Annotated in this window: 21 protein-coding genes; 16 read left to right on the top strand and 5 right to left on the bottom strand. The window is 44.4% G+C overall.

Going from position 1 to position 22,728, the window contains the following annotated elements:
- Positions 1-1,183: 1,183 nt before the first annotated feature.
- The 8 genes from F0364_RS04790 (at position 1,184) to F0364_RS04755 (ending at position 7,994) form a co-directional block, all read left to right on the top strand.
- On the top strand, positions 1,184-1,726 hold the full coding sequence (locus F0364_RS04790; RefSeq protein WP_153796623.1) for a hypothetical protein: 543 nt from the start codon (positions 1,184-1,186) through the stop codon (positions 1,724-1,726).
- 505 nt (positions 1,727-2,231) lie between these two features.
- Positions 2,232-2,486: an FUSC family protein gene (locus F0364_RS04785; RefSeq protein WP_153796622.1), complete on the top strand. Its 255-nt coding sequence runs from the start codon at positions 2,232-2,234 to the stop codon at positions 2,484-2,486.
- A gap of 56 nt (positions 2,487-2,542) precedes the next feature.
- On the top strand, positions 2,543-2,980 hold the full coding sequence (locus F0364_RS04780) for a hypothetical protein (protein ID WP_153796621.1): 438 nt from the start codon (positions 2,543-2,545) through the stop codon (positions 2,978-2,980).
- A 258-nt stretch (positions 2,981-3,238) separates the two neighbouring features.
- Positions 3,239-3,685, top strand: a complete 447-nt coding sequence (arr, locus tag F0364_RS04775; RefSeq protein WP_153796620.1) for an NAD(+)--rifampin ADP-ribosyltransferase — start codon at positions 3,239-3,241, stop codon at positions 3,683-3,685.
- A 470-nt stretch (positions 3,686-4,155) separates the two neighbouring features.
- The gene (locus F0364_RS04770; RefSeq protein ID WP_153796619.1) at positions 4,156-4,683 is read left to right on the top strand and encodes a dihydrofolate reductase family protein; all 528 of its coding nucleotides are present in this window, start codon (positions 4,156-4,158) and stop codon (positions 4,681-4,683) included.
- 210 nt (positions 4,684-4,893) lie between these two features.
- Positions 4,894-6,006, top strand: a complete 1,113-nt coding sequence (locus F0364_RS04765; protein ID WP_153796618.1) for a hypothetical protein — start codon at positions 4,894-4,896, stop codon at positions 6,004-6,006.
- A 41-nt stretch (positions 6,007-6,047) separates the two neighbouring features.
- Complete coding sequence (locus F0364_RS04760) at positions 6,048-7,019, top strand: SGNH/GDSL hydrolase family protein (RefSeq protein ID WP_153796617.1); 972 nt, start codon at positions 6,048-6,050, stop codon at positions 7,017-7,019.
- Between the two features lie 252 nt (positions 7,020-7,271).
- Entirely contained in the window at positions 7,272-7,994 is a 723-nt protein-coding gene (locus F0364_RS04755; RefSeq protein ID WP_153796616.1) for an MbnP family protein, read from the top strand.
- 25 nt (positions 7,995-8,019) lie between these two features.
- Here the strand turns inward: F0364_RS04755 and F0364_RS04750 are convergent, their stop codons facing one another.
- On the bottom strand, positions 8,020-9,213 hold the full coding sequence (locus tag F0364_RS04750) for a thiolase family protein (RefSeq protein WP_153796615.1): 1,194 nt from the start codon (positions 9,211-9,213) through the stop codon (positions 8,020-8,022).
- Between the two features lie 288 nt (positions 9,214-9,501).
- On the opposite strand from F0364_RS04750, the gene F0364_RS04745 reads away from it, so the two are divergent.
- From F0364_RS04745 to F0364_RS04730, 4 genes are all read left to right on the top strand, one after another.
- A complete protein-coding gene (locus F0364_RS04745; RefSeq protein ID WP_153796614.1) occupies positions 9,502-10,185 on the top strand; it encodes a hypothetical protein in 684 nt (227 codons plus the stop codon).
- 317 nt (positions 10,186-10,502) lie between these two features.
- Positions 10,503-11,555 (top strand): dual-specificity RNA methyltransferase RlmN, encoded by a 1,053-nt coding sequence (gene rlmN / locus F0364_RS04740; protein WP_153796613.1) that lies wholly within the window; start codon positions 10,503-10,505, stop codon positions 11,553-11,555.
- Positions 11,556-11,675: 120 nt separating this feature from the next.
- Positions 11,676-12,902 carry a pseudouridine synthase gene (locus F0364_RS04735; RefSeq protein WP_235921014.1) on the top strand — a complete coding sequence of 409 codons (1,227 nt, stop codon included), beginning with the start codon at positions 11,676-11,678 and terminating at the stop codon, positions 12,900-12,902.
- 196 nt (positions 12,903-13,098) lie between these two features.
- Entirely contained in the window at positions 13,099-13,857 is a 759-nt protein-coding gene (locus F0364_RS04730; protein WP_262885369.1) for an RluA family pseudouridine synthase, read from the top strand.
- Between the two features lie 82 nt (positions 13,858-13,939).
- On the opposite strand, the gene F0364_RS04725 is transcribed toward F0364_RS04730, so the two are convergent.
- Entirely contained in the window at positions 13,940-14,533 is a 594-nt protein-coding gene (locus tag F0364_RS04725) for a hypothetical protein (protein ID WP_153796611.1), read from the bottom strand.
- Positions 14,534-14,821: 288 nt separating this feature from the next.
- On the opposite strand from F0364_RS04725, the gene F0364_RS04720 reads away from it, so the two are divergent.
- Entirely contained in the window at positions 14,822-16,741 is a 1,920-nt protein-coding gene (locus F0364_RS04720; RefSeq protein WP_153796610.1) for an adenylate/guanylate cyclase domain-containing protein, read from the top strand.
- A gap of 5 nt (positions 16,742-16,746) precedes the next feature.
- On the opposite strand, the gene F0364_RS04715 is transcribed toward F0364_RS04720, so the two are convergent.
- The 3 genes from F0364_RS04715 to F0364_RS04705 form a co-directional block, all read right to left on the bottom strand.
- The gene (locus F0364_RS04715; RefSeq protein WP_153796609.1) at positions 16,747-17,745 is read right to left on the bottom strand and encodes a helix-turn-helix domain-containing protein; all 999 of its coding nucleotides are present in this window, start codon (positions 17,743-17,745) and stop codon (positions 16,747-16,749) included.
- A gap of 190 nt (positions 17,746-17,935) precedes the next feature.
- On the bottom strand, positions 17,936-18,391 hold the full coding sequence (locus F0364_RS04710; RefSeq protein WP_153796608.1) for a hypothetical protein: 456 nt from the start codon (positions 18,389-18,391) through the stop codon (positions 17,936-17,938).
- A 58-nt stretch (positions 18,392-18,449) separates the two neighbouring features.
- Positions 18,450-18,857 carry a transcriptional regulator gene (locus tag F0364_RS04705; RefSeq protein WP_153796607.1) on the bottom strand — a complete coding sequence of 136 codons (408 nt, stop codon included), beginning with the start codon at positions 18,855-18,857 and terminating at the stop codon, positions 18,450-18,452.
- 273 nt (positions 18,858-19,130) lie between these two features.
- Between F0364_RS04705 and F0364_RS04700 the strand changes: the two genes are divergently transcribed.
- The 3 genes from F0364_RS04700 to F0364_RS04690 all read left to right on the top strand — a co-directional run.
- Entirely contained in the window at positions 19,131-19,889 is a 759-nt protein-coding gene (locus F0364_RS04700) for a hypothetical protein (protein ID WP_153796606.1), read from the top strand.
- A gap of 251 nt (positions 19,890-20,140) precedes the next feature.
- The gene (locus F0364_RS04695; protein ID WP_153796605.1) at positions 20,141-20,614 is read left to right on the top strand and encodes a nuclear transport factor 2 family protein; all 474 of its coding nucleotides are present in this window, start codon (positions 20,141-20,143) and stop codon (positions 20,612-20,614) included.
- A 444-nt stretch (positions 20,615-21,058) separates the two neighbouring features.
- Positions 21,059-22,728 (top strand): carboxylesterase family protein (locus tag F0364_RS04690; protein WP_153796604.1); only part of this gene is annotated, 1,670 nt, incomplete at its 3' end.

Raw genomic sequence — 22,728 nt, 5'->3', positions numbered from 1 at the left:
CGTCGGGTGTGAAACACCAAAGATAAAGCCGATGTTGCGCAGCCTGCCCCGCACTGCTGCGGGGGAACCTTCGGTAGCCGTGCGAGTAATTATGGGTATTGAATTGAGGTGAGGATGGCGTTAAGAGGTGTTAAGGCTACAGATAGGACATATGTAAAAAAGCTCCGAAAGATAGTTTGGGCTGTTTTCTTCATTTTGTTTTTCTCAGGGTTTATTTTTCTTCCCCGCAAAGTGTCGCCCCGAAGCCATTCTCCGCAACAGTCTCCGGTACGGGACTTTGCGGCAGGGGTAGGCAAAATGACCAATTAATACCACTCGCCTACCCGGGCTAAAAAGCCGCCCAAAGAACAAAGCGCAAACGAGTGCGACGCAAGTAATGCCTCATAGTAGTTCCTCCTGCCGGGCTCACAAAAAATCTCCTCTACATATTGCCCAGGCAATATTTTTCCTTTCTTCAAGGCATCCACCCGCTGCATTTTCATTCCCCGCACAGTGTCCACCCAAAGTACTTCTCCGCAATAGTCTCCTGCAAGGGACTTTGCGCCAGGGATGACTTGTATACGCAATAAAGCAAATGCTAATACAACATCACACATCCCCGCATATGCGCAGCGTGTTACACTTTCGGGTGAGGGACAGAAACGCATCCCCCGCTGAAAGCTCTGTGTGAAGGCTTTGTGGCGGGGTGATAGCACAACCGAGAAAAAACAACTAAATGTTGCTTTGAATAAGGTTGCGAACACAGTTCTGTCCGGCCCAGGGTACGAGGAACACCCATTAAAAAATCTGCCAGGCCTTTTTTACCTTCCCCCGCAAAGCCCCTTACAGCAAACTTTGCGGCAGGGGTACATCTAACACACAATGCCCCCCGTACTATCCAAAGAGTTATCCTGTAGCATTTTTGGAGTTAGTATAAAAACCAGCTTTGGCCTGTATTTCACCAACCAACACCTGGGGAATCGTCAAAAGCAAAAAATCACTACATATTGCCCTGCGTATTAAACCCCCTGGCTGTCAAACAACAACGAGTTTTGTATCTTCACTCAACGGCGGCAACAGGCAAACAGAATGCTCCCTGCCATCACACCACAAATACTTTAACGTTGTATTCCAAAATAATATGACCCGCGCAATTTTCTTAATTTTTACGCTCTTAAGCCCTACATTTTCCATGTCTCAAACAATGACTTTTTCCCACCAACTAAATCAATTGTTTTTTGGTTTTGATATTACAGACCAATCATCGTCGCTTTTTGACAGTCTTCTATCTGTTCCGCAACTTCACCACAGCGACAATGGTGTGAGACAACAGAATCTGAACATAACTATCGAAATGCGGTCGGATAAAGCCTGGTCATCACGACATAAATTTTCTTTTACAGAAAGCCCGCTGCCCAACCTGAAAATAGAAACAGGCACAATAGAGGTTGTACTTGGTGAAACAGACAGCACGAAGAAGATTCTTGATTTAAACTGGCAGCTTCAATTTAGCGATAAGGCGGCAGCGGCTAAGTGCTTTAAAAAGCTTAAACAAATATTCAGCAACGTAGCAACAAAGAAAAAATATGAGCATGACAAAGATGTTGGAGATGTGGCCCAGTTTTCTACCCGCAGTAAGGCAGATACCGGAATAAGAGACATAACATTGCTTTTAGACAAGTCTCTATCTACCAATAAGTATGAAATTACCCTTGTGCTTGTAAACGATTTTATCAGAGAGGAATAATAACCAACAACAAGGCTGCGCAGGGTTTAAAGCTCCGTTTTTCAAAGAATGCACTGCAGAAATTACATTGCAAACATCGTGGTAAAGGCTCCCCGCCCCACCACATCCACTCTATGCTCACTGCAGCCTGTTACATCACCGGGTGAGGGATTGAAGCGGATACCCCGCTAATGCTATCTCATCAGGGCCTTGTGCCGGAGTAGGAGCACAACTTTCGTAAAAGCAACTAAATGTTGCTTTGAAGAAAGTTGCGAACGCAGTTCTGCCCGGCCAGAGGGACGAGGGACACCCACTTAAAATCTTACGGACATTTTTTCATTTTCTTAAGGGCGCTTTGCGGCAAGGACACATCTAAATGTCTTTACAAAGGCAAGATGGTATCAAAAGGATGTACACCGGAGTTCATTACCATTGAAAGTAACAGGTGGAATTTATAATTTAGCGGCTGCTTGTAACATTGCAGCTATAATTACTACCGTTACACCAAAACCAAACAAGATAGACAATGACAAACAAAGACCTTTCTGAACTAACAGACCAGGAATTATTAGATGAAGCAAAAAAACTCAAATCGTTTTCCATTACCAATGCTTTGTTCATTGGTTTTTTGGTGGGGATTATATTTTACAGTGTCGTTAAAAATAGTTGGGGATTGGTTACACTAATCCCTTTGTACCTTATCTACAAAATGGTTAGTGACCCGAAAAATAAAAGGGCTAAAGCGCTGAATGAACTTCTAAAACAACGAAACTTGAAATAAACCTGTAAATTCTATAAATAATCATCCGATACTACTATCAAAGAGAAGAAACTGCAATGGACAATTTACTTTATATAGGGCAATGGCAAGGGTTCTTTAAATACGGACCTGAATACGGAACGATAGTGGAAGGCCAGGAAGCTGAATTTCGCCTTTTTATTGAAGAATATAAAGATGGGCAATTCAGTGGACGAATTATTGACTGGGAGGGAATTGGAACTAATGGCGAAGTTTCCGTTATGAAAGGTTTCATACATGGAAACATAGTAAGCTTCACAAAACAATATCATCAGAGTATTATTATTGACGAATGGGGAAACAGCAGTTCAGAGGAAGGTGTACCTGGGCACACAGTAATATATGAAGGACACTTTGACAAAAAGACAAATCATTTCGTGGGAAAATGGGAAATTGTTAAAGATTTGGCTCATGCGCCCGATTTGACAATTGAAGAAGTATACACTGGTACATGGCGTATGCATAGACATAAATGAGACGACAAATCATTGGTTCAGCAAGAACTGGCTGACACAACCCAGCATCAACATTTTTTTGTTAACAGCCATATTTTTTGTCTGGATTTCACCAACCCTCCCGCTGCATAACAGACCAGCGTACAATGGCAGGCTACCAAAATAAACAATGAGCTTTTGTATCTTTAATCTCGGCGGCGAAAGCAGATCGCCAATGCCTTTACTTTGGTGGCCGTTACAAGGCAGTCATCAAACAATAAAGCACAAAAACAAGCATCAATGGAAGAAACCAATAATCAACAACAGCCAAAAGGGCCAGGTGCAACACCTTTCTCCCAAACTTATTTTCACGGCACAAAGGCCGACTTAAAAATTGGCGACTTAATTGAGGCGGGTTTCAACTCTAACTATGGACAACGAAAAAACGCCAAATACATCTTCTTGTCAGCTACATTGGATGCTGCCATTTGGGGCGCAGAACTTGCCGTTGGCGAGGGAAGAGAAAGAATCTATTTAGTTGAACCACTGGGACATATTGAAGACGACCCCGATTTGACTGATAAAAAGTTTCCAGGCAATCCTTCAAAATCTTATCGTTCAACACATCCTTTTAGGGTTGTTGGAGAAGTTACCATTTGGCAAGGACATCCGGCAGAACAGGTTAAGACAATGAAAGAGCATCTTGAACTATTAAAGGAACAAGGTATAAACTCACTAAACGACTAATACTGTTACACGCATTATCTAAAATTTCAACCAGGCTTTAAATACAAACGCAAAACAATATTCACCCATAAAAAGCATTCCGCATCCACCTGTTTATGTTCTTGCTGCCCCCGGCATGGGCCATAGGGGTATTGTTTCATTATCCCGGTGTATTCGTTTTTAAGAACCATAAATAGAGAAAGCGCATGTACCCGGCAGCAGGAACATCAATTAAACATCGTTGCGTCGCACTCTTGTACTGTTGGATCCGCTACGCGGCTTTTCCCGCAGGGTAGATAATTTACCGTGTCCTCCGGAGGCGGACAAATTATTTTATTAAAGATTTAAATAACTTCCGAAACAAACCTTCAAAGAATATTAATACATCAACAACACAGGTTCGCCAGGTTGTGTATATTTAGATGCAGTGTTATCAATACAGTTCAACCTATTTAATTATGCCCCACCAAACATGCAGAATAACAATACACATGGTTTCAAGCCTTGATGGCATGATTGCGAAAAAAGACAACAGCATTTCATGGTTTGACACGCCAGGCAACTATGAAAAAGGCGTTACAGCCCAAGACCCGGAAGCTTTTCTTAAAACAATAGATTGTTACATAATGGGCGCCCGTACTTATGAACACGCCCTGCAACTGTCCGCGTCTTACGGGTGGGCCTATGGCGATACGCCTACAATAGTTGTAACCAACCAACCCTTGAGGGATGACAGGCAAAATATCCAGTTTTACGCTGGCGACCTGCACAAGCTTGTAGAAGAAAAGCTAAAACCCCGCTACCAAAGTGTTTGGCTTGTGGGCGGCGCTATGCTTGTAAAAGAGTTTATCCGCCTAAAACTGGCAGACGATATACGGCTGTCTGTATTGCCCATTATACTGGGTGACGGCCTCTTGTTTTTTGACCATATACAACAGGAACAGGCATTGCACCTGAAAGATGTAACAGCCTATAAAAACGGCATGGTAGAACTGTGGTATGAAATAAGGAAGGAATAGAAAATTAAAGCACAGTAAATTTTGTTTTATAGGATAACAAAACATACGGTTACATTATAAAACAAATTCAGAACCTCAAGGCCGGGGTTGAAAAACAACTGTCTTTCGAAAGTAAAATCCACCTTCCATTAATCCTTGCTGTGAAATACATAAAAATTCTACCTATGTTTTGTAGTTTAGTCCTACAACAATTTTCTAAAACCTATACCCATGAGCATAAAAAACCCTTTCTTTTGCATCTCCCTCATAGTAATGCTTACTTATTCATGTACCAATGGAAACGAAAGCTGCATGGAAAATCCCGGCCATGGCAAACTGCTGGTATTCATTGGGCAAAAAATTTCGGTAACGGAACAGGAAGCTGAAGAAAACAGTTTGGATGCAAAATTTTCCGCCAAGTACAACATTCTTGAAAAAGTGTGCGGGGATTACCGGGGCGACACCATCGAATTCACGGTGTATGATCACCGTGGCAGGCCTGCTTTTGAAAAACACGATGCAGTAATGCTATATGTGTGCGAACATGAGGGAAAGTACTATCACCAGAAATACCAGTACGATGTACTCTACAAAACAAAGCAAGGCAAGTGGGCAGGCCCTTACGAAGGCCAGGGTGACGATACTACCATCAAACCGGTACCTGTTGAATTTGCAAAGGAACTTTCTTACCCCATTGCCGGATTAAAGGAGCAGGCGATAAAAGGCAATTTTCCTGAACCCTACTACAAGATAGAAAATGGTAAAGCCATAGCGGTATATGGATTTTATGCGCAGGATTTATTTGACATAAAGAAAAAAGGCGTGCTGAAAGCAAGGGGCCTGTTTGGCACAGGAGAGCCATTTGAAGTACAGGATGTTGAACTTGCAAATATTGAACAAATAAAGCCCTCAAAAAAAGAAAAAAGCCAACTTATAAAGACGTGGAACAAGTTGCTGCATAGCATAGAAACCAGGGATTCTGTTACGATAAAATCAATGTCACTTGACAGTATTACCTGTTCGGTTTGTGAAGGGTTTAGCTCTCCTCATTATTATAACGACATCGAACCGGTTGACAGCTTCATTATTGCATCATTTACCTATTTCCCTTCCTCAGAAGTATGGAAAAAAATGAAAAGAGGCCAGTATAAAATTTATGCAATAAGATACCCAGATGAACAACCTGATTTTCTTAAAAACAGTAAGGACAAAAGCCTGACCATTTACGAGATCATATTTGATCAACTATATGAACAGCATGGTTACAAAAGCTTGGTAAGCCACAGATTCAACTTTGTTAAAATAGAGGGGCAGTTCAGGTTTTACGGCATGGAGTCAAACTGAAACCACCACAGTACACCCCAAAAATTTATCTTGCCCCTTATATGAAAAAGCTAACCACTCAAACATCATCATTCTTTATAAAGGCCGCAAGACTTGTTGGCTCATTGATACTACTGCTGCTGGCTACTGCCGCACAGGCACAAACACCTTCCGCTTTTCCACCAAACACCCAGCGCATTCTGTTTTTGGGCAACAGCATTACCTACGCCGGCGATTATGTTGCCGATGTAGAAGCCTGGTTTGCCATACATTACCCAAACTGGCCAGTGCAGTTTATAAATGCGGGGCTGCCCAGCGAAACCGTATCAGGCTTAAGTGAGCCGGGCCATGCAGGTGGCAGCTTTGCAAGGCCGGATTTGCACGAACGCCTTTACCGTGTATTGAACCTTACCAAACCGGATGTGGTGATTGCCTGTTACGGCATGAACGATGGCATATACCTGCCTTTTGACAGTGCCAGGTTTAAAGCTTTTGCGGCAGGCATTAACTGGCTGCACGATACGCTGGTAAAAGCAGGCGTAAAGAAAATTATTCATGTTACGCCGCCTGTTCATGATGACCCATTACTGGGCGCCGGCGGCTACAATAAAGTACTGGATGCCTATGCCCAATGGCTGTTGAGCTTAAGGGCTTTGGGATGGGAAGTGGCCGATATACATTTTGCCATGACGGAGTACTTAAACGGCAAACGCAAAACAAACCCCACCTATAAACTTGCGGAAGACGGCGTACACCCCGGTAGGCATGGCCACTGGCTGATGGCCAAAGCCATACTGCAATACCTGGGAGAACCTGTGGACACTCTTTACCAGGCTGAACAGGCATTTGACCAACATGAAACTGACAGCACCATCCGCAAGCTGGTTGCAGAGCGGCAGGCATTTATGAAAGATGCCTGGCTTACCGCCACCGGCCATAAACGCCCCGGCATGAATGCCGGCATGCCACTTAATGAAGCCCTGCAGCTTTATCATGCCATGGAAGCCGCCATCAACAAACTAAGGGTAAAATAAATCAACTAAATCATTATTGTACTATCAGGTTAATCCGTAAAATCAGTATTAAAATCGTGGTCAGCACAATCTACCCGGGGCTGAAAAGTCGCCATGAAAAACCAACCGATGAAAGTAGTGCGACGCAACCGGGATGCCATGAAAAACTACCGCTGGTCACCCAAAAAAACTCCTTACATTAACCGGGTGCTGCCACAGAACGATTAATATGTATTTTGCAGTTGCTTTGTTGCGTGTGCAACTTATCAAAAGATGAACCCGATGCTTTACATCAACCGGAAAAAGATAATTGCCGCACTTATTTTATTGCTGCCGGTTATGCTGCAGGCGCAAACGCTGCATTTACGCTTTATAAACACGGTTGGAGATACCATTATGCAGGCCGGCGCTACTTACCGCAACGCATTTGGCGAAACCTTTAACATCAGGAATTTTAAATACTATATCACCAACATTTCCCTGCGTGACACTGATGGCCAACTGCACCCGCTTACCCGTGAACATTTTTTGATTGACGAAGCTGACAGTGCCTCCAAAACCATTGTTGTAAGCCACAACAACATAAAGGCTACATCCATACGTTTTATGCTGGGGGTTGATAGTGTAAGAAATATTTCCGGCGTTCAAACCGGGGCGCTTGACCCTATGAAGGGCATGTTCTGGACATGGAACTCGGGCTACATTATGGCCAAGCTGGAAGGCAAATCAGCAGCCTCAAAATCGCTGGGTAATTATTTTACTTATCATGTGGGCGGCTTTAAAAACGGGGAGAGTGCATCGAGGTGGGTAGAACTGCCACTTGAAAAAATCGCTACTGTTGTAATCATAAAAGCCGATGCCGACAAATGGTTTAATGCCCTGCAAGCCGTAAAGATTGCAGAACACCCTATTTGTCATGAGCCAGGCAAATTGGCCATGCTGATTGCGGATAACTATGCGCAAATGTTTTCTGTATGGAAATCAACAGACCAGTAACCAGTAACCAGCTACCTGCATCCCGCTACACCCTCTCATAAACCACCGCGGCCCCCTGCCCTACCCCAACGCACATGGTAGCCAACCCATAACGGGCGTTGCTTCGGCGCATTTCGTGCAGCAGCGTGGCAGATATTCTTGAGCCGCTGCAACCCAGCGGGTGGCCAATAGCGATGGACCCGCCGTTTACATTCACCTTTGCCGCATCCAGCTCCAATTCTTTCATGCAGGCCAGCGATTGAGAAGCAAAAGCCTCGTTCAGCTCTACCACATCCATATCGTTAATGGTAAGCCCGGCCCTCTGCAACGCTTTTTTGGAAGCCGGCACCGGCCCCATGCCCATAATAGCAGGGTCAACACCGGCAACAGCCATGCTAACCACTCTTGCCAGCGGTTGCAGGTTAAATAGTTTTACCGCCTCTTCGCTGGCCAGCAGCAACGCAGCAGCGCCATCATTAATGCCCGAAGAATTGCCCGCCGTAACGGAACCCTCTTTTACAAACGCCGGCTTAAGCGCCGCCAGTTTTTCCAGCGACGTCTGGCGGGGTGGTTCATCTTGCTGAAACCAACTGATCATCCTGTCGTGTATCATTTCAACGGCCACAATTTCATCATCCCATTTACCGGCAGCCAGCGCGGCAAAATATTTTTCCTGAGATTGCAGGGCAAAAGCATCCTGCTGCTCCCGGCTAATGTTCCATTCTTTGGCCACATTCTCCGCCGTTTCTCCCATGGAGTATGGGTAGTACATATCAGCCAGCACCTTATTGGTAAACCGCCAGCCGATGGTAGAATCGTGTATCTCTTGCTTACGGTTCCAGGCGCCATCGCTCTTAGCCATCACAAAAGGCGCCCTCGTCATGCTTTCCACGCCGCCGGCAATGTACAGCATGCCTTCGCTGCACATAATAGCGCGGGCCGCATCCATAATACTTTGCAGTCCGCTGCCGCAAAGCCTGTTAACGGTATTGCCCGCCACGCTAACGGGCAGCCCCGCAATCAGCGCCGCCATACGGGCCACGTTGCGGTTATCTTCGCCGGCCTGGTTGGCATCGCCGATAATCACATCTTCAATAGCGCCCACATCAATGCCATCGTTGCGGCGCAGCAAAGCGCCTATCACATAAGCCAGCAAATCATCCGGACGTATGGAGCTAAGCCTGCCGCCATACTTGCCAATGGGCGTTCTAACGGCGTCAATTATATATGCGGTTTTCATCTGTTCCTGTTATAGCTGCGCAAGTTAACCGTTAGGCAAACAATACTCAATTTATTTTGGTATGGTGAAAGCGAATTTTTATGGGCCGGGCAGGAGGAACAACTATGAGGCTTCCGTTGTGTCACTCACTTGTACGGTTGGATTCGCTACTGAGCTTTTCCCGCAGGGTAGGGTTAGCTGCGGTATAGCATTCTTCTGCCTATAACAACTTCAACAATTTGTGTATATTTAGCTAAACCAAACCAACATATAAAACCCAACAACACCATCACTTTAATCTTTACATCTATGGGTCTATTTAATTTTTTCAAAAAATCACCAGCCGCCAAACATCCCGGCTTCGCACCTTATAAAGACAGTTCAGCCAACGCAATTTATAACCTGCTCTTCTGCGACAACCTGAACCTGTACAATACCAACCAACAACCACCTTATACTTACCCTTTTGACGTACTTTTTTCAGAAACAAGTTCCGTTGCAGACCTGCAAAAGATTACAGACAACAGCACCGCTGATCCACGGATAAAAGTACTTGCCTATAATAAGATGCTATCAGCCGGGCACAAACCGGCAAACAAAGAAATACTGGCTGTTATTGTTGAAGTTGGTCTTGATGGTGGCCTGGATGTTTTAGCCTCATTCAGTAACGGAACTGCCCGCTACATTAACCAGACGGGAAAAATTTTAGTTTGGGAAACAACTACGGACGAAAAGGCAAATGAACTAACGAGCAACCTGTTTTCAGCTTCTGCAGGTATCGTAAACCAGATTGGCCCCTGGGATAAACCAAGGTGCCCACATCCACCAAAAGGAAACGCCAGGATAACTTTTCTTGTTTCAGACGGCCTTTATTTTGGCGAAGGCGCTGTAAATGTTTTGTTTAATGATGCAATGGCAAGCCCGGCATTGATGCACGCAACACAATTAATGCAATACCTTACGGAGAAATCTTTACAGCAAATAAAACAGTAGTTGTTTAAAGCCACCTTCTCATCTATACACGGTACAGTCCGCTTCCGGCCACTTCATACGTCGCCCCCAGGGCTGCAACGTATGCCCGCGCCAGGGATTGAAGCGGTTACCCCGCTGAAGCCATCGCAGCCAGGCTTTGTGGCGGAGTATGAGCGGAAAGCCCGGTGCCTTCGGCAGGCGCCCTGATACTTCTTAACCCAGCCTTATTACAGAACAATTTGCTAAAAACAGCGGTAAACTTTGCTTTTACAGCGCTTTTTAAGCTGTTAAAAGGCTTTTGAAAATTTACGGGCGGCTGCAACAGTTATCTTTGCGGGATGATTGTAACACAACAACAACCTAATATAAGGCACCTTACCCTGCCAGACCTGGAGGAATATTTTGTTGCCGCCGGCGATAAAAAGTTCAGGGCCAAACAGGTATATGAGTGGATTTGGCAAAAACATGCGCACAGCTTTGAGGCGATGACCAACCTTAGCAAAGACCTGCGGCAGAAACTTTCCGAACAGTTTACCCTGCCCGCCCTGCAGGTAGATGCTACCCAATACAGTGCCGATGGCACCATTAAAAGCCGTTTTAAAACCCATGACGGCCACCTGGTAGAAGGCGTACTGATACCCACCGAAAACAGGCAAACGGCCTGTGTATCATCCCAAATCGGGTGCAGCCTTAGCTGCAAATTCTGCGCTACCGGCTACATGGACCGCAAACGCAACCTTAGCTACGATGAAATTTACGACGAAGTGGTGCTGATTAACCAGCAGGCGGAAAGGGTGTACAACAAGAAACTTTCCAACATCGTGTTCATGGGTATGGGGGAACCGCTGCTGAACTACAACAATGTGCTGAAAGCCATTGAACGCATTGGCGCGGAAGATGGACTGGGCATGAGCCACAAACGCATTACAGTTTCTACCGCGGGTGTTGCCAAGATGATTAAAAAACTGGGTGATGATAAAGTGCGTTTTAAACTGGCACTGTCCCTGCATGCTGCCAACGATACCAAGCGCAACGAGATTATGCCCATTAATGAAAGCAATAATATTAAAGCGCTGGTTGAAGCGCTGAACTACTTTTACAAAAACACCAAGAACGAAATAACGTTTGAATACATTCTCTTCAAAAACTTTAACGACTCCCAGAAAGATGCTGATGAACTGGTAAAAATATACCGGCAGGTTCCGGCAGACCTGGTGAACATTATTGAATACAACCCGATAGACGCGGTTAAGTTTACCAAACCGGATGAAGAAACCACGCAGCATTTTATGCAATACCTGGAAGCGCATAAAGTAAACGCCCACCTGCGCCGCAGCCGTGGTAAAGATATAGATGCAGCCTGCGGGCAACTGGCTAATAAAGAAAGTTAGTAGTAAGTGGGTAGTGGCAAGTGGGGAAGCCCATGATTGTTTTACCCCCCCACTCGCCATTCACCACACACCACTCACCATTCACAATAACTCCTGTTGTAAAACAGCAAACCAAAGATTATGGCAAAACATGCGTTCGACAAGTTTATGAACAAAGAAGCGACAGGCGCTAAAAAGAAAGAAGCCCTGCGCCAGGAAAAGAGAAAAGCAAAAGCCCAGCTAAGAGCCGAAGGCGAAGAGTTCAGGAGAAAGAAACTGGAAAAATTACGGGGCATAGAGAACAAGGAACAGGGAACAAGGAAAAGGGAAATAAGAATTGACAAGAAAGGGGACAGAAGCAACTTCTCCCCGGCAAGAAAAGAGAAGCCTGAAAGAAATTTTAACGCTGCGGATAAAAAAAGCAGTTACCCTGCAAAGCAACCTGCCAACACTTTTAAAAAAGAAGCAGACAGGCCGCCCTTTACAAAGCCTGCCGCGCCAAAACCATCAAGAGGCGCCCATCATAAAACTTCAACAGATAAGCCGCGTTATAAACAAGGCAAACCGGTAGCTAAATCTTACGACGAGATAACGCAAAAACCTGCAACCCATAAACAGGCTGCAACCGATGAAATGCCGCTTAATAAATACATTGCGCATTCAGGCGTTTGCGGCCGCCGCGAAGCCGCGGAAATGGTGAAGGAAGGCAAAGTGCAGGTGAACGGTTCCATTGTTTACGAACCCGGTTACAAGGTTACTGCCACGGATAAAGTATTGGTAAAAGGCAAACAGGTACACCTGCAGAAAAACCTGGTGTATGTGTTGCTGAACAAGCCTAAAGACTATCTTACTACATCAGACGACCCACAAGGCCGCAAGACTGTGCTGGAGTTGGTTAAAGAAGCAACGCAGGAACGCATCTACCCCATTGGCAGGCTTGACCGCAATACAACCGGTGTGTTATTGCTTACCAACGATGGCGAACTTGCCCAAAAGCTTACCCACCCTTCTTACGAAATAAAAAAGCTGTACGAAGTAACGCTGGATAAACCGCTGGTAAAAAAAGACGCTGAAAGCATATTAACCGGCATAACGCTGGAAGACGGCCAGATAAAAGCGGATGAATTAGGTTATGCAGATACCAAAGACAAAAGCGTTATCGGCATACAAATACACAGTGGCCGCAACCGCATTGTGCGCCGTATTTTCGAGCACCTGGGCTACAAGGTAAAAAACCTGGACAGGGTTATGTTTGCCAACCTTACCAAGAAAAATGTAGAGCGTGGCAAGTGGCGTTTCTTAAACGAAAAAGAAGTACGGCTGCTCAAATACATGAACCAGAGTTTTGTAAAAAAATCAGCTCAATAATCAACAAGCTATAAATGCCGGGGTTATATTTTTTATGGGCCCGGCAATTGAACAGATATATAGCTGCCGTTGCGTCGCACTCTTTTACGGTTGGATCCGCTATTCAGCTTTTCCCACCGTATAGCATGCCGGCTACAGGCTTTGAGCCGTGAGCTATGAGACGGGCTCGCAACTCATAGCTATCAGCTCATAACTCGTGGCTCAAAGCTATCAGCTCGCAGCTATTTTTAACCCAGCACAGGATATGAAACCAGACATCATTTTCGAGAACGATTTTTTTATAGCCATCAACAAACCTTCCGGCTTATTAAGCGTGCCAGACAGGATGCAGAGTGAGGTATCGTTAAAAGACATGCTGCTGCAGCGTTATGGCAACATATACACAGTTCACCGTCTTGATAAAGATACCAGCGGTGTAATTGTATTCGCCAAAGATGAAAACACCCATAAACAACTCAGCCAGTTGTTTGAAGGCCGGGATGTAAAAAAATACTACCTGGGCCTGGTACTTGGCAGCCCGGCAGAAGAAAAAGGAAGTGTTGACGCCCCCATCATGGAGCATCCGGGTAAAACCGGCAAAATGGTTACCAATCAAAAGGGTAAGCCATCCCTTACAGATTATGAAGTACTGGAAAGCTTCCGCATGTATAGCTGGCTGCGGTTCAGGATACATACCGGCCGCACCCACCAGATAAGGGTACACATGCAATATATTGGCCACAGCATTGTTTGCGATGAGTTGTATGGCAATGGGGAACACGTATTGATATCTGCCCTTAAACGTAATTACAAGCTCTCCAAAAAAGAAGAAAGCGAACGGCCCATACTCAGCCGCCTGGCCCTGCACAGCCATTTACTGCAATTTGAACTTAACGGCGAAGCCTACAGTTTTGAAGCAGAAATACCAAAAGACTTAAGAGCCTTGCTGCAACAGTTGAGGAAGTTGAAGGGGTAAATGTTTTTTTACGCTGTATACAGCTTTGTAAGTTGGCAAAATATGTGGCATTTGCTTTTGTAGGCAGTAACAGAAAAATTATTCATGTAATGTCATCAATTCTTATGCGATAGGTGAGTATATCCTTTCCTGTGTTGCAGGACAATTGCAATTCCGTACTTTCTTTCTCAACAATAGACCAAATAACAGCGGGAATATTTTTCTGCAACACTTTTACATCAAGTGTTGCAGTCTCTATGCAAACAAGATTAGTATTTGGATAAATTGTTGAATTCCACTCTTGCAGAAAAATATACGCATGATATTGATAAAACCAGTCACCAAAGACTTGATCCTTAATCAGCTTAATTGGAGGCTCTGTTTTCAGATTAACGTAAACTGGCCCAAAACGAATTTCTCCTTTGTACTTTTTAAACACTTTCAATCCATTTTTCTCCGTTAAAACCACCCATTCATTTATCTGCCCTTCTTGCTTAACATGCACTTGCTTATGTGCTGATGAAAATATTTTCTGAAACGCTGAAAAAATTCCTGTAACAAGCAACATTAAAAGACCGCCCATTAACAATAAAGGATATAGTAAGAACGTCGCGATTGTTTGTAGAACATTCCTGCTTTTAGATGTACTCTGCTTTTTTATATAGCTAATAATTTTTACATTAGATTCTTTTCGCATGAACTTCGGAAAGTAACCTAAGATTAAATCAAGTTAGTGAATTTATTGAATGCCCAAATTGAATAGTAAACAGATGAATTCTTAAGCTAATCTAATACCCGCTTAAAAGTCGCCATAATAACCGGACGTACAAGTGTTCCAATTTGCTGCTTTGTCACGCAAATTGCTCAACGACCGATACCATGAAAAACCTCAGCCCGTCACCAAAACATGCCACATCCGTAAATAACACCGCTGATAATTTTAGCAGAACGCCTTTGCCGCTTTTCTTTGTTATTTTACAACCTTATGCGACAACTTGCTGCAATATTATTCGCCGACATGACGGGTTACACCGCCCTGATGCAGGAGAATGAACAACTGGCCCGCCTGAAACGTAAACGGCTGAAAGAGGTGCTGGAAACATCTGTAAAAGAATTCAACGGCAAAATTCTGCAATACTATGGCGATGGCTCGCTGAGTATATTCAACAGCGCTATTGATGCGGTGCATTGTTCTGTAAGCATACAACAGCAATTGAAGCAGGAACCGCCTGTTGACCTGCGTATGGGCATTCATACCGGTGATATTATTATGGAAGAAGAAGCCATTTATGGCGACGGCGTTAACCTGGCTTCCCGTATAGAATCGCTGGCGGTACCAGGCGGCATTTTTGTGTCTGAAAAAGTGTTTGATGAAATAAAGAACCAGCAAACCATACAAACAAGGGAACTGGGTTATTTTGAATTGAAGAATGTAAAACAGCCTGTACGCATTTATGCCATCAGCAACACCGGCATCGCTGTTCCGGCCCGCGGTGAATTAAAAGGCAAAACCAGCCAGCCCGGCAACCGGCTGGCCGTACTGCCTTTTGTAAATATGAGCGCTGACCCCGAGAATGAGTTTTTCAGCGACGGCATTACGGAAGAATTACTGAATGCGCTTACGAGGATTGACGGGTTACAGGTAACATCACGCACCTCGAGTTTTGCTTTTAAAGGCAGGAATGAAGACATACGCGACATAGCCATACAATTGAATGTAGACAAAGTTTTGGAAGGCAGTGTACGCAAAGCAGGTAACCGCGTTCGCATTACCGCTCAGTTGATAAATGCAGCGGATGGCTACCATATATGGAGCGAAAACTACGACCGTAACCTTACCGATATTTTTGAAGTGCAGGATGAAATAAGTGGCATTATTGCTAACAGGCTGCGTGAAAATTTAACCGCGGCGCCGCAGCCTGCAAACAAGGCAAAGACGACAGTAAAAAACATGGATGCCTACACCTTTTATTTAAAAGGGCTTCATTTTTGGAACAGGCTTACACCCGCAGACACCCGTAAAGCCATTGAATGTTTTGAACAGGCCATTGCCATTGAACCTGGCTATGCTGCCGCATGGGCACTAAAGGCCGGCGCTTATGCTTACCTGGGTTCAATGGGCCAGATGTCGCCGCATGAAGCATTTGCCATTGTGCATGAATGCGCAGATAAAGCTTTGGAGCTGGACAGCAACGTGGCGGAAGGCCATACCGCTAAAGCCGGGGCCTATCTTTTTTATGAGTGGAAATGGGATGAAGCTTATAAAGAATTACAAAAAGCCCTGCAGCTTAAACCGGGCCACTCCCCTACTTACCAGTTGCTGGCCTTTTATCATATTGTAAAAGGAGAAAAAGAAAAAGCGGTTGAAATAATGGAGCAGGCTGTTGAGAAAGACCCGCTGTCAACCGTAGCCAACCAATCTTTAGGCAACATGTATATTTTTAATGAACGCTATGATGATGCCATACAACAGGCTGATAAATTATTGGAAATAAACCCGCAAATGCGGGCAGCTATTGAACTGAAAGCCTGGTCCACAGGAATGAAGGGCAACTGGCCAGCAGCATTGCAACTGTTTGAAGAAGTACACCGGCTTACCAATCATCCGCTGAAAGGTTTACTGGGTGTTGGCTACAGCAATGCCCGGCTGGGCAACAGAGACAAGGCGCTTGAATGTATACACAAAATGGAACAACGCACTATTGAAGAACCAGGCACCGTTGTAGATGGAGAGCTGGCGGGCGTATGGTTTGCTTTGGGTGATATTGACAAAACTTTTTATCACATAAACCAGTGCATAGAAAAACGTGTGGCGCCGGCGGCATTCTTTTTAGAGTACCCGTCTTACAAAGGGCTCAAGAAAGACGAACGTTACTTTGAACTGATGCGAAAATCAGGATTGTGACGGGCTTAATCGGCAACCAGGTTTCCCGGCGTTATAGAAAAAACATCTTTAAAAGCTTTTGTAAACTTGCTCAGGCTTTGATAGCCTAACATATAGCCCACCTCAGACACATTCATTTTTTGTTGCTGCAGCAGTTCTTTGGCCTTGTACATTCGTATGTTTTTGTAATACTGGTAATAGGTTTGCCCAAACATTTGCCTGAACAGGTTTTTAAATTTGGTTGGAGACATAGCGGCATTTCGTGCCGCCTGTTCAATAGTTGGGCAGGGCTCCTGGTAATGTTCCATTAGTTGCTGGCGCACTTCGTTCAGCCTGTCCACATCGGCATGATGAATATTTTTAAGGTTGTTTTTGCTTTGCCTTTTCTCAACCTGCTGCAGCATGTGATAACAAAGTTCCAGTGTTTTTGCATGCAGCAGCAGGTTATTGGCCCGTTCAGCATGCAGTTGAAGGTCCATTTCTTTCAGAAGGCTCATAAAATAAGCATCCATGCATTCAAAATGATAAATGGGATGGTCTTTATCAACCACAGTTTTTAAAATATCCAGTTGTGCCCCTGGTTGACGGGTAATAAAATTCTGGAGACGATCGGAAGTGATTACAATAAAGATAAGATGATAGGCCACCCCCGGCAGAAAGTTATAGGATGCTGAAAGCTGCGGAGAGCTGAAATACAAACCATTCTCTGTATTGTATCCAAGCTTTACTGTTTTTTCCTGCGTGGTGGTTTCCAGGCATTGCTCACTTAAATTAGACAGTAATATATAATAACCGGGGTGTGCAGTGCTGTTACGCAAAAACTTAACCGGCTTATTAAAAGTAACCTCAATTTTTCTTGCCCTTAATCCTGGTTCAATATCTACTTTATAAAAATTGCCCTTTCCAATTTCGTTATCAAATGCCAGTTCGCATGCATTGTATTCAGCGCACAATTGCGGGGCTATTTGGGGAAACCAGGAGTCATCATTTTGATACGCTATAATAAAAGCAGGTTCGGCCGGCATATACGATTAGTCTTCTTGGGCTTAAATTATATTGTTCTGTACAGATAAACAAGAACTGGCCCCGGCAAATATTGTAAAGCAAGTTTTTGGTACCCATCGGCAGTAACCGTTATGAGGCGTCCCTTGCGTCGCACTCTTGTACAATAGGTTTTTCATGGCGGCTTTTCAGGCCCGGGTAGAACGACCTATACTATTTCTTCAAGATATCTTCTTCTTTTTTTGTGGTTAGAACCAGACCAAAGCTCCCTCCAAGGTTACAACCAAGCATCCAACAGAGATAATTACCATCGGGCAATGAAGTTATGTCCACTATAGGCTTCCCTTCCAGATATAATTTTTGAACATGCCTTAAAGGCTGAGGTTCCTCTTCATTAACACCTCGCACCCATTTTGCAAAAGCACTGTCAGGAACATAGATGTAAACGTCTGTTTGACTGCCGCCCGTAGGAAAAATCATCTCTATACTATCTTGGATGCTTTTTCGTATAATAGTAACAGGCTTGCAAAGCGAATCATTTTTTTCGCAGGCTTGCATAAAAGCCTGATCAATTATAAAACTAATCTTGCCCTTACTGTTGATAGCTTGGGTATAAATGGGGGTAGTAATTAATGACAGGGTTACGAATATTGGTATAATAAATTTCATAATACAATGTAATAGAATTACCAGAAACCCTTTCTTAAAGAAAAGTTATCGCCTCATTTTATTCTTCCAGCCTTATCATACACTTTACATCCTTGTCGTTCAGGTACCATTCTACACAATATCCCTGTGGATCAAGGCCGGGCTGTTCAAGCAGTACATTAAAAGCTTTCCCTATGGCAGGCAGATCTTTCATATAGTCATGTACCATAAGTACCGCATAATGGCCTTTTTTCAGTACAAGTGTGTCAAGCTTAAGATGGGTTGCTTCATCATCGCTTAGTTGTTCAGCGGCTGCCCTGTAAACAATGTTACCATCTTCCGGCCGCGATACGCCAAAGTATTTACGCTTCGTTGAAAACGGAATTAAAGCATGCAACTGCTGATGTGCTGCCAAAATACCCGCGGGAAAAGAAGTAGCGGTAACATACAGTACGGTAACATCATCGTTCCAGGTTTCTGTTTGCATAGATTGTATTTTAAGAACAACAAATTTGGTAATAAGTTTCTTTAAGCAAGGGGCTGTTTACGACATGTTAAGGGGGCATTTATGCATTCCCGTCAAAACCAGCTCATTACATTGTTTGTAAGGCTTCATACCATGCTTTGCGCAATTCATTCCTCATCTAACAAGGGGCAATTATACCGCAAACTAATATTGCGTCTCAATCAGCCTAAACCTGCAAAAAACGCCTTTGGCCGCAGCTTAGCCTGGTATTGTTTAACCGGAAGAATTACATTTATGAAAAGAGTATTGATTATCGCAGGCGCCATTACAACCCTTATCGCCGCATCTTGTTCTAAAGACAAAACCAACCCTGGCCCCGGAGACGGAGCCGCCAAAACACTTAAAAAAGTAACCAAGACAGAAGGTGAAACAAACACGGTGTACAGCCTTACCTACGAGGGCAACAGGCTTACAGCCATGAAAAGCGCCGACAACAAAGAAGCCACACTGTTTACTTACGACGCGGCAGGTAACCTTACTAAAATTGAGGAAAAGGATGCCGGCACAAAAACAATTTACACCTTCACGTACAACAACAACGTTCCTGCTACGGGCACCTTAAAGCATTGGATGCTTACCGCCGGCGAACCCGACGATCTTACACAGGATGACGAATTAGCCTATACCGTAGAGAATGATGCGGTTACAAAAATTCATGTTAAGTCTAAGGTTGACCCCGCCGAAGCTGATTTTGTACTTTCCTATAACAATGGCAACCTCGCCAGCATTGAGTCTGGTGGTGATGAACCTGTAAAAGCCAGTTTTACTTACGGCAACAAAAAACCTTTGTTTCCCAGGCTTACCAAATATGTGTTGGACCATGCGGGTTTTTCCCTGCTGTTTGCGGCAAAAAACGATATGCTTTCAGCAGCGTATGATTTTCCCGGAACCGAATTTGACTACACCGTTACCAACCAGTACACGTATGATGCTAACGGCAATGTGCTTACCTCAACAGACGGCACAACGAAGTTTACAATGGAGTATCAGTAACAATCTTAACTAATGAATAAAACAACAAAGCCACGGTTATCGTGGCTTTGCCGTTTTGTGCCGGGCACAAAACAAATGCCATCCGGGCTTAAAAGCCGCCCATAGAACGGAACGTACAAGTGTTCTCCCGAAACTTCGGGACTGCTTCGTCACGCAAGATTGCTCAACAGGCGATACCATGAAAGGCCAAAGCTTGTACACAACGAAAAACAAAGCAACGCGAAGCGGCTTTTAAATAAGTACATTTATACATGACCAGAAATGAAAACTTAATAAGGCATTTTTATACCTGCTTTCAGAACAAAGATTATAAAGGTATGCAGGGTTGCTATGCAGATGATGCCGTTTTTAATGACCCAGTGTTCAGAAACCTTAACGCGGCAGAAGTGAAAGCCATGTGGCAAATGCTGGTAACCCGCGGCAGGGATTTGCAGCTTACCTATTCCAACGTAAATGCTTCGGGTGATACAGGCCGGGCAGAGTGGACGGCAGTTTACACTTTTTCCGCTACCGGCAAAAAAGTAGTTAATAAAATAAAAGCATCTTTTACATTCCGCGACGGGAAAATACTAAGCCATACAGACAGCTTTAGCTTTTACCGCTGGGCCAGCCAGGCCCTTGGTATGCCCGGCCTGCTGTTAGGCTGGTTGCCTTTCTTAAAAAAGAAAATAAGAAAATCTGCCGCCAGTACGCTGGCCGCTTTTATGGCCGCAGAAAAGAAGTAAAAATTTTAATACCACTCCGAAAAAAAATTTACAAGACCAGCGGGCATAACATATAATTGTATTTCAAACATTTATTTATCGTTTAATTAATATTAGAGTTTTCATCATGTATTAAAAAACCATCAAGAACAGCTTAAAAGCGCAGATTGGCCATATCAGCGGCACAGATTTTGCCATTATGCAGCCAAAATCCAATATTATGATCCCCAATCTACACACACCGCCTACACGGGCATTTTTAGTTAAGCCACCGCCCCTGCTTTCACATATCCGGCTTAGAGAATAACCGGGTTTACTGCTAACAATCAATTTCTTTAAAAGAAGGGCTTTCAGCTCAAAGGAAATCTCTTGCCTGAACTTCGCCAAAAGCGTTGCGGGGCATGCCATGCGCTGAACGGCCGGTTTACATCCATTATCCAATCATCCATCTAATTATTACTGAAAATGAAAAACTTTTTTTTCATCAGGGCCATTCTTTTGCCCATACCCAGGACCTTTTTGATATGTACCTTACTTTTTTCCATCGTTAACATTTCTTCTGCCCAAACCCATACGCCTATTACCAAAAGCATTGACCCTTTGATACAAGGCTATTGGGAATACCTGCCCGAAGGATACAACGGCAACTCCAACAACTATCCATTACTGGTATTCTTTCATGGTGTGGGAGAAGTTGGCAACGGCTCTCAGACAGCGCTGCCAAAAGTTTTAAAGAATGGGATTCCCAAACTGATTAACAACGGCATATTTCCCAAAAAATTCAAGGTAAATGGCAAAGAATACTCCTTTATAGTTATATCTCCACAAATAAAAACTACCGACCGCAACCCCCAGATGGTAAAAGCTTTGCTGGAATACTGTAAGAAGCAATACCGTGTTGATGAAAGCAGGATATATATTACCGGACTTAGCCAGGGGGGCGGCACCGTATGGCAGCTTAGCAGCAAAGGAATGTACGTAATAGGCAAAGGGTTTGAATATATAGCCAACAGCCTTGCCGCCATCGCCCCTATATGCGGCAACTACCCGTCTTCTACAGAATCATCTGCCGTACTTGCTAAAGCAGGCCTACCTGTGTGGATAATGCACAATGATGGCGATAATATAGTTGCCCCCCAAACAAGTAAAGACTGGTACAATAACCTGCTGGCAAATGGCATTGACCCTTCTACCCTGCTCACTTTAAACCATGCCAGTGGCCACGATGCCTGGACAAAAGGCTACGACCCCAACTGGAGGCCCAATGGCATGAACATGTACGAATGGATGTTGCAGTACAGTAGGAAAAGCGCTACAGAAGTAACAAAAGACGGCCCTGTTACACAGCCTGAAAACCAGGCACCCGCCGCGGTTATCAATACTGCCAAAACAGTAACCATGCCTGTCGATTCACTTTTATTGGATGGCAGCACTTCCAAGGACAGCGATGGCAGCATAAAGGCTTACGCATGGAAACTTGTTTCAGGCCCGGCGGGCTACACACTTAGCGACAGTAAACAATCGAAACTTTATGTAACTAAAGTAACTGCCGGCACTTATAATTTTCAGTTGACTGTAACAGACGACAAACAAGCAACCGGAAATGCAAACGTTAACATAGTAGTGAACCCTGCCCCCAATGTTGTACCTGTAGCCTCTGCAAAAGCACCAGCTTCCATCACCCTGCCTGTTGACTCTTTAACGCTGGACGGCTCTGCTTCTTATGATAAAGACGGCTCCATCAAACAGTACAAATGGGAATTAACTACTGCGCCAGCAGGCTATATCTTTACAGCCGCCAATGCCGCTACTGTAAAACTTTCCAGCCTGGTTGTTGGCAGCTACACAGCCACTCTCACCATTACAGATAATGACGGTGCTACAGCTTCAGCAAAAACTTCCTTTGTTGTTAACAAAGCTCCGAATGTGGCACCTGTTGCTTCAGTAAAAGCACCAGCATCTATCACCCTGCCTGTCGACTCTTTAACGCTGGACGGCTCTGCTTCTTACGATAAAGACGGTTCCATCAAACAATACAAGTGGGAATTAACTACTGCGCCAGCAGGTTACAGCTTTACAGCCGCCAATGCCGCTACTGTAAAACTTTCCAGCCTGGTTGTTGGCAGCTACACAGC

The sequence above is a fragment of the Foetidibacter luteolus genome, assembly GCF_009650435.1.
Taxonomy (GTDB): Bacteria; Bacteroidota; Bacteroidia; order Chitinophagales; family Chitinophagaceae; genus Foetidibacter; species Foetidibacter luteolus.
The sequence above is the reverse complement of the archived record's forward strand: the minus strand, read 5'-3'. Positions and strand labels throughout refer to the sequence as shown.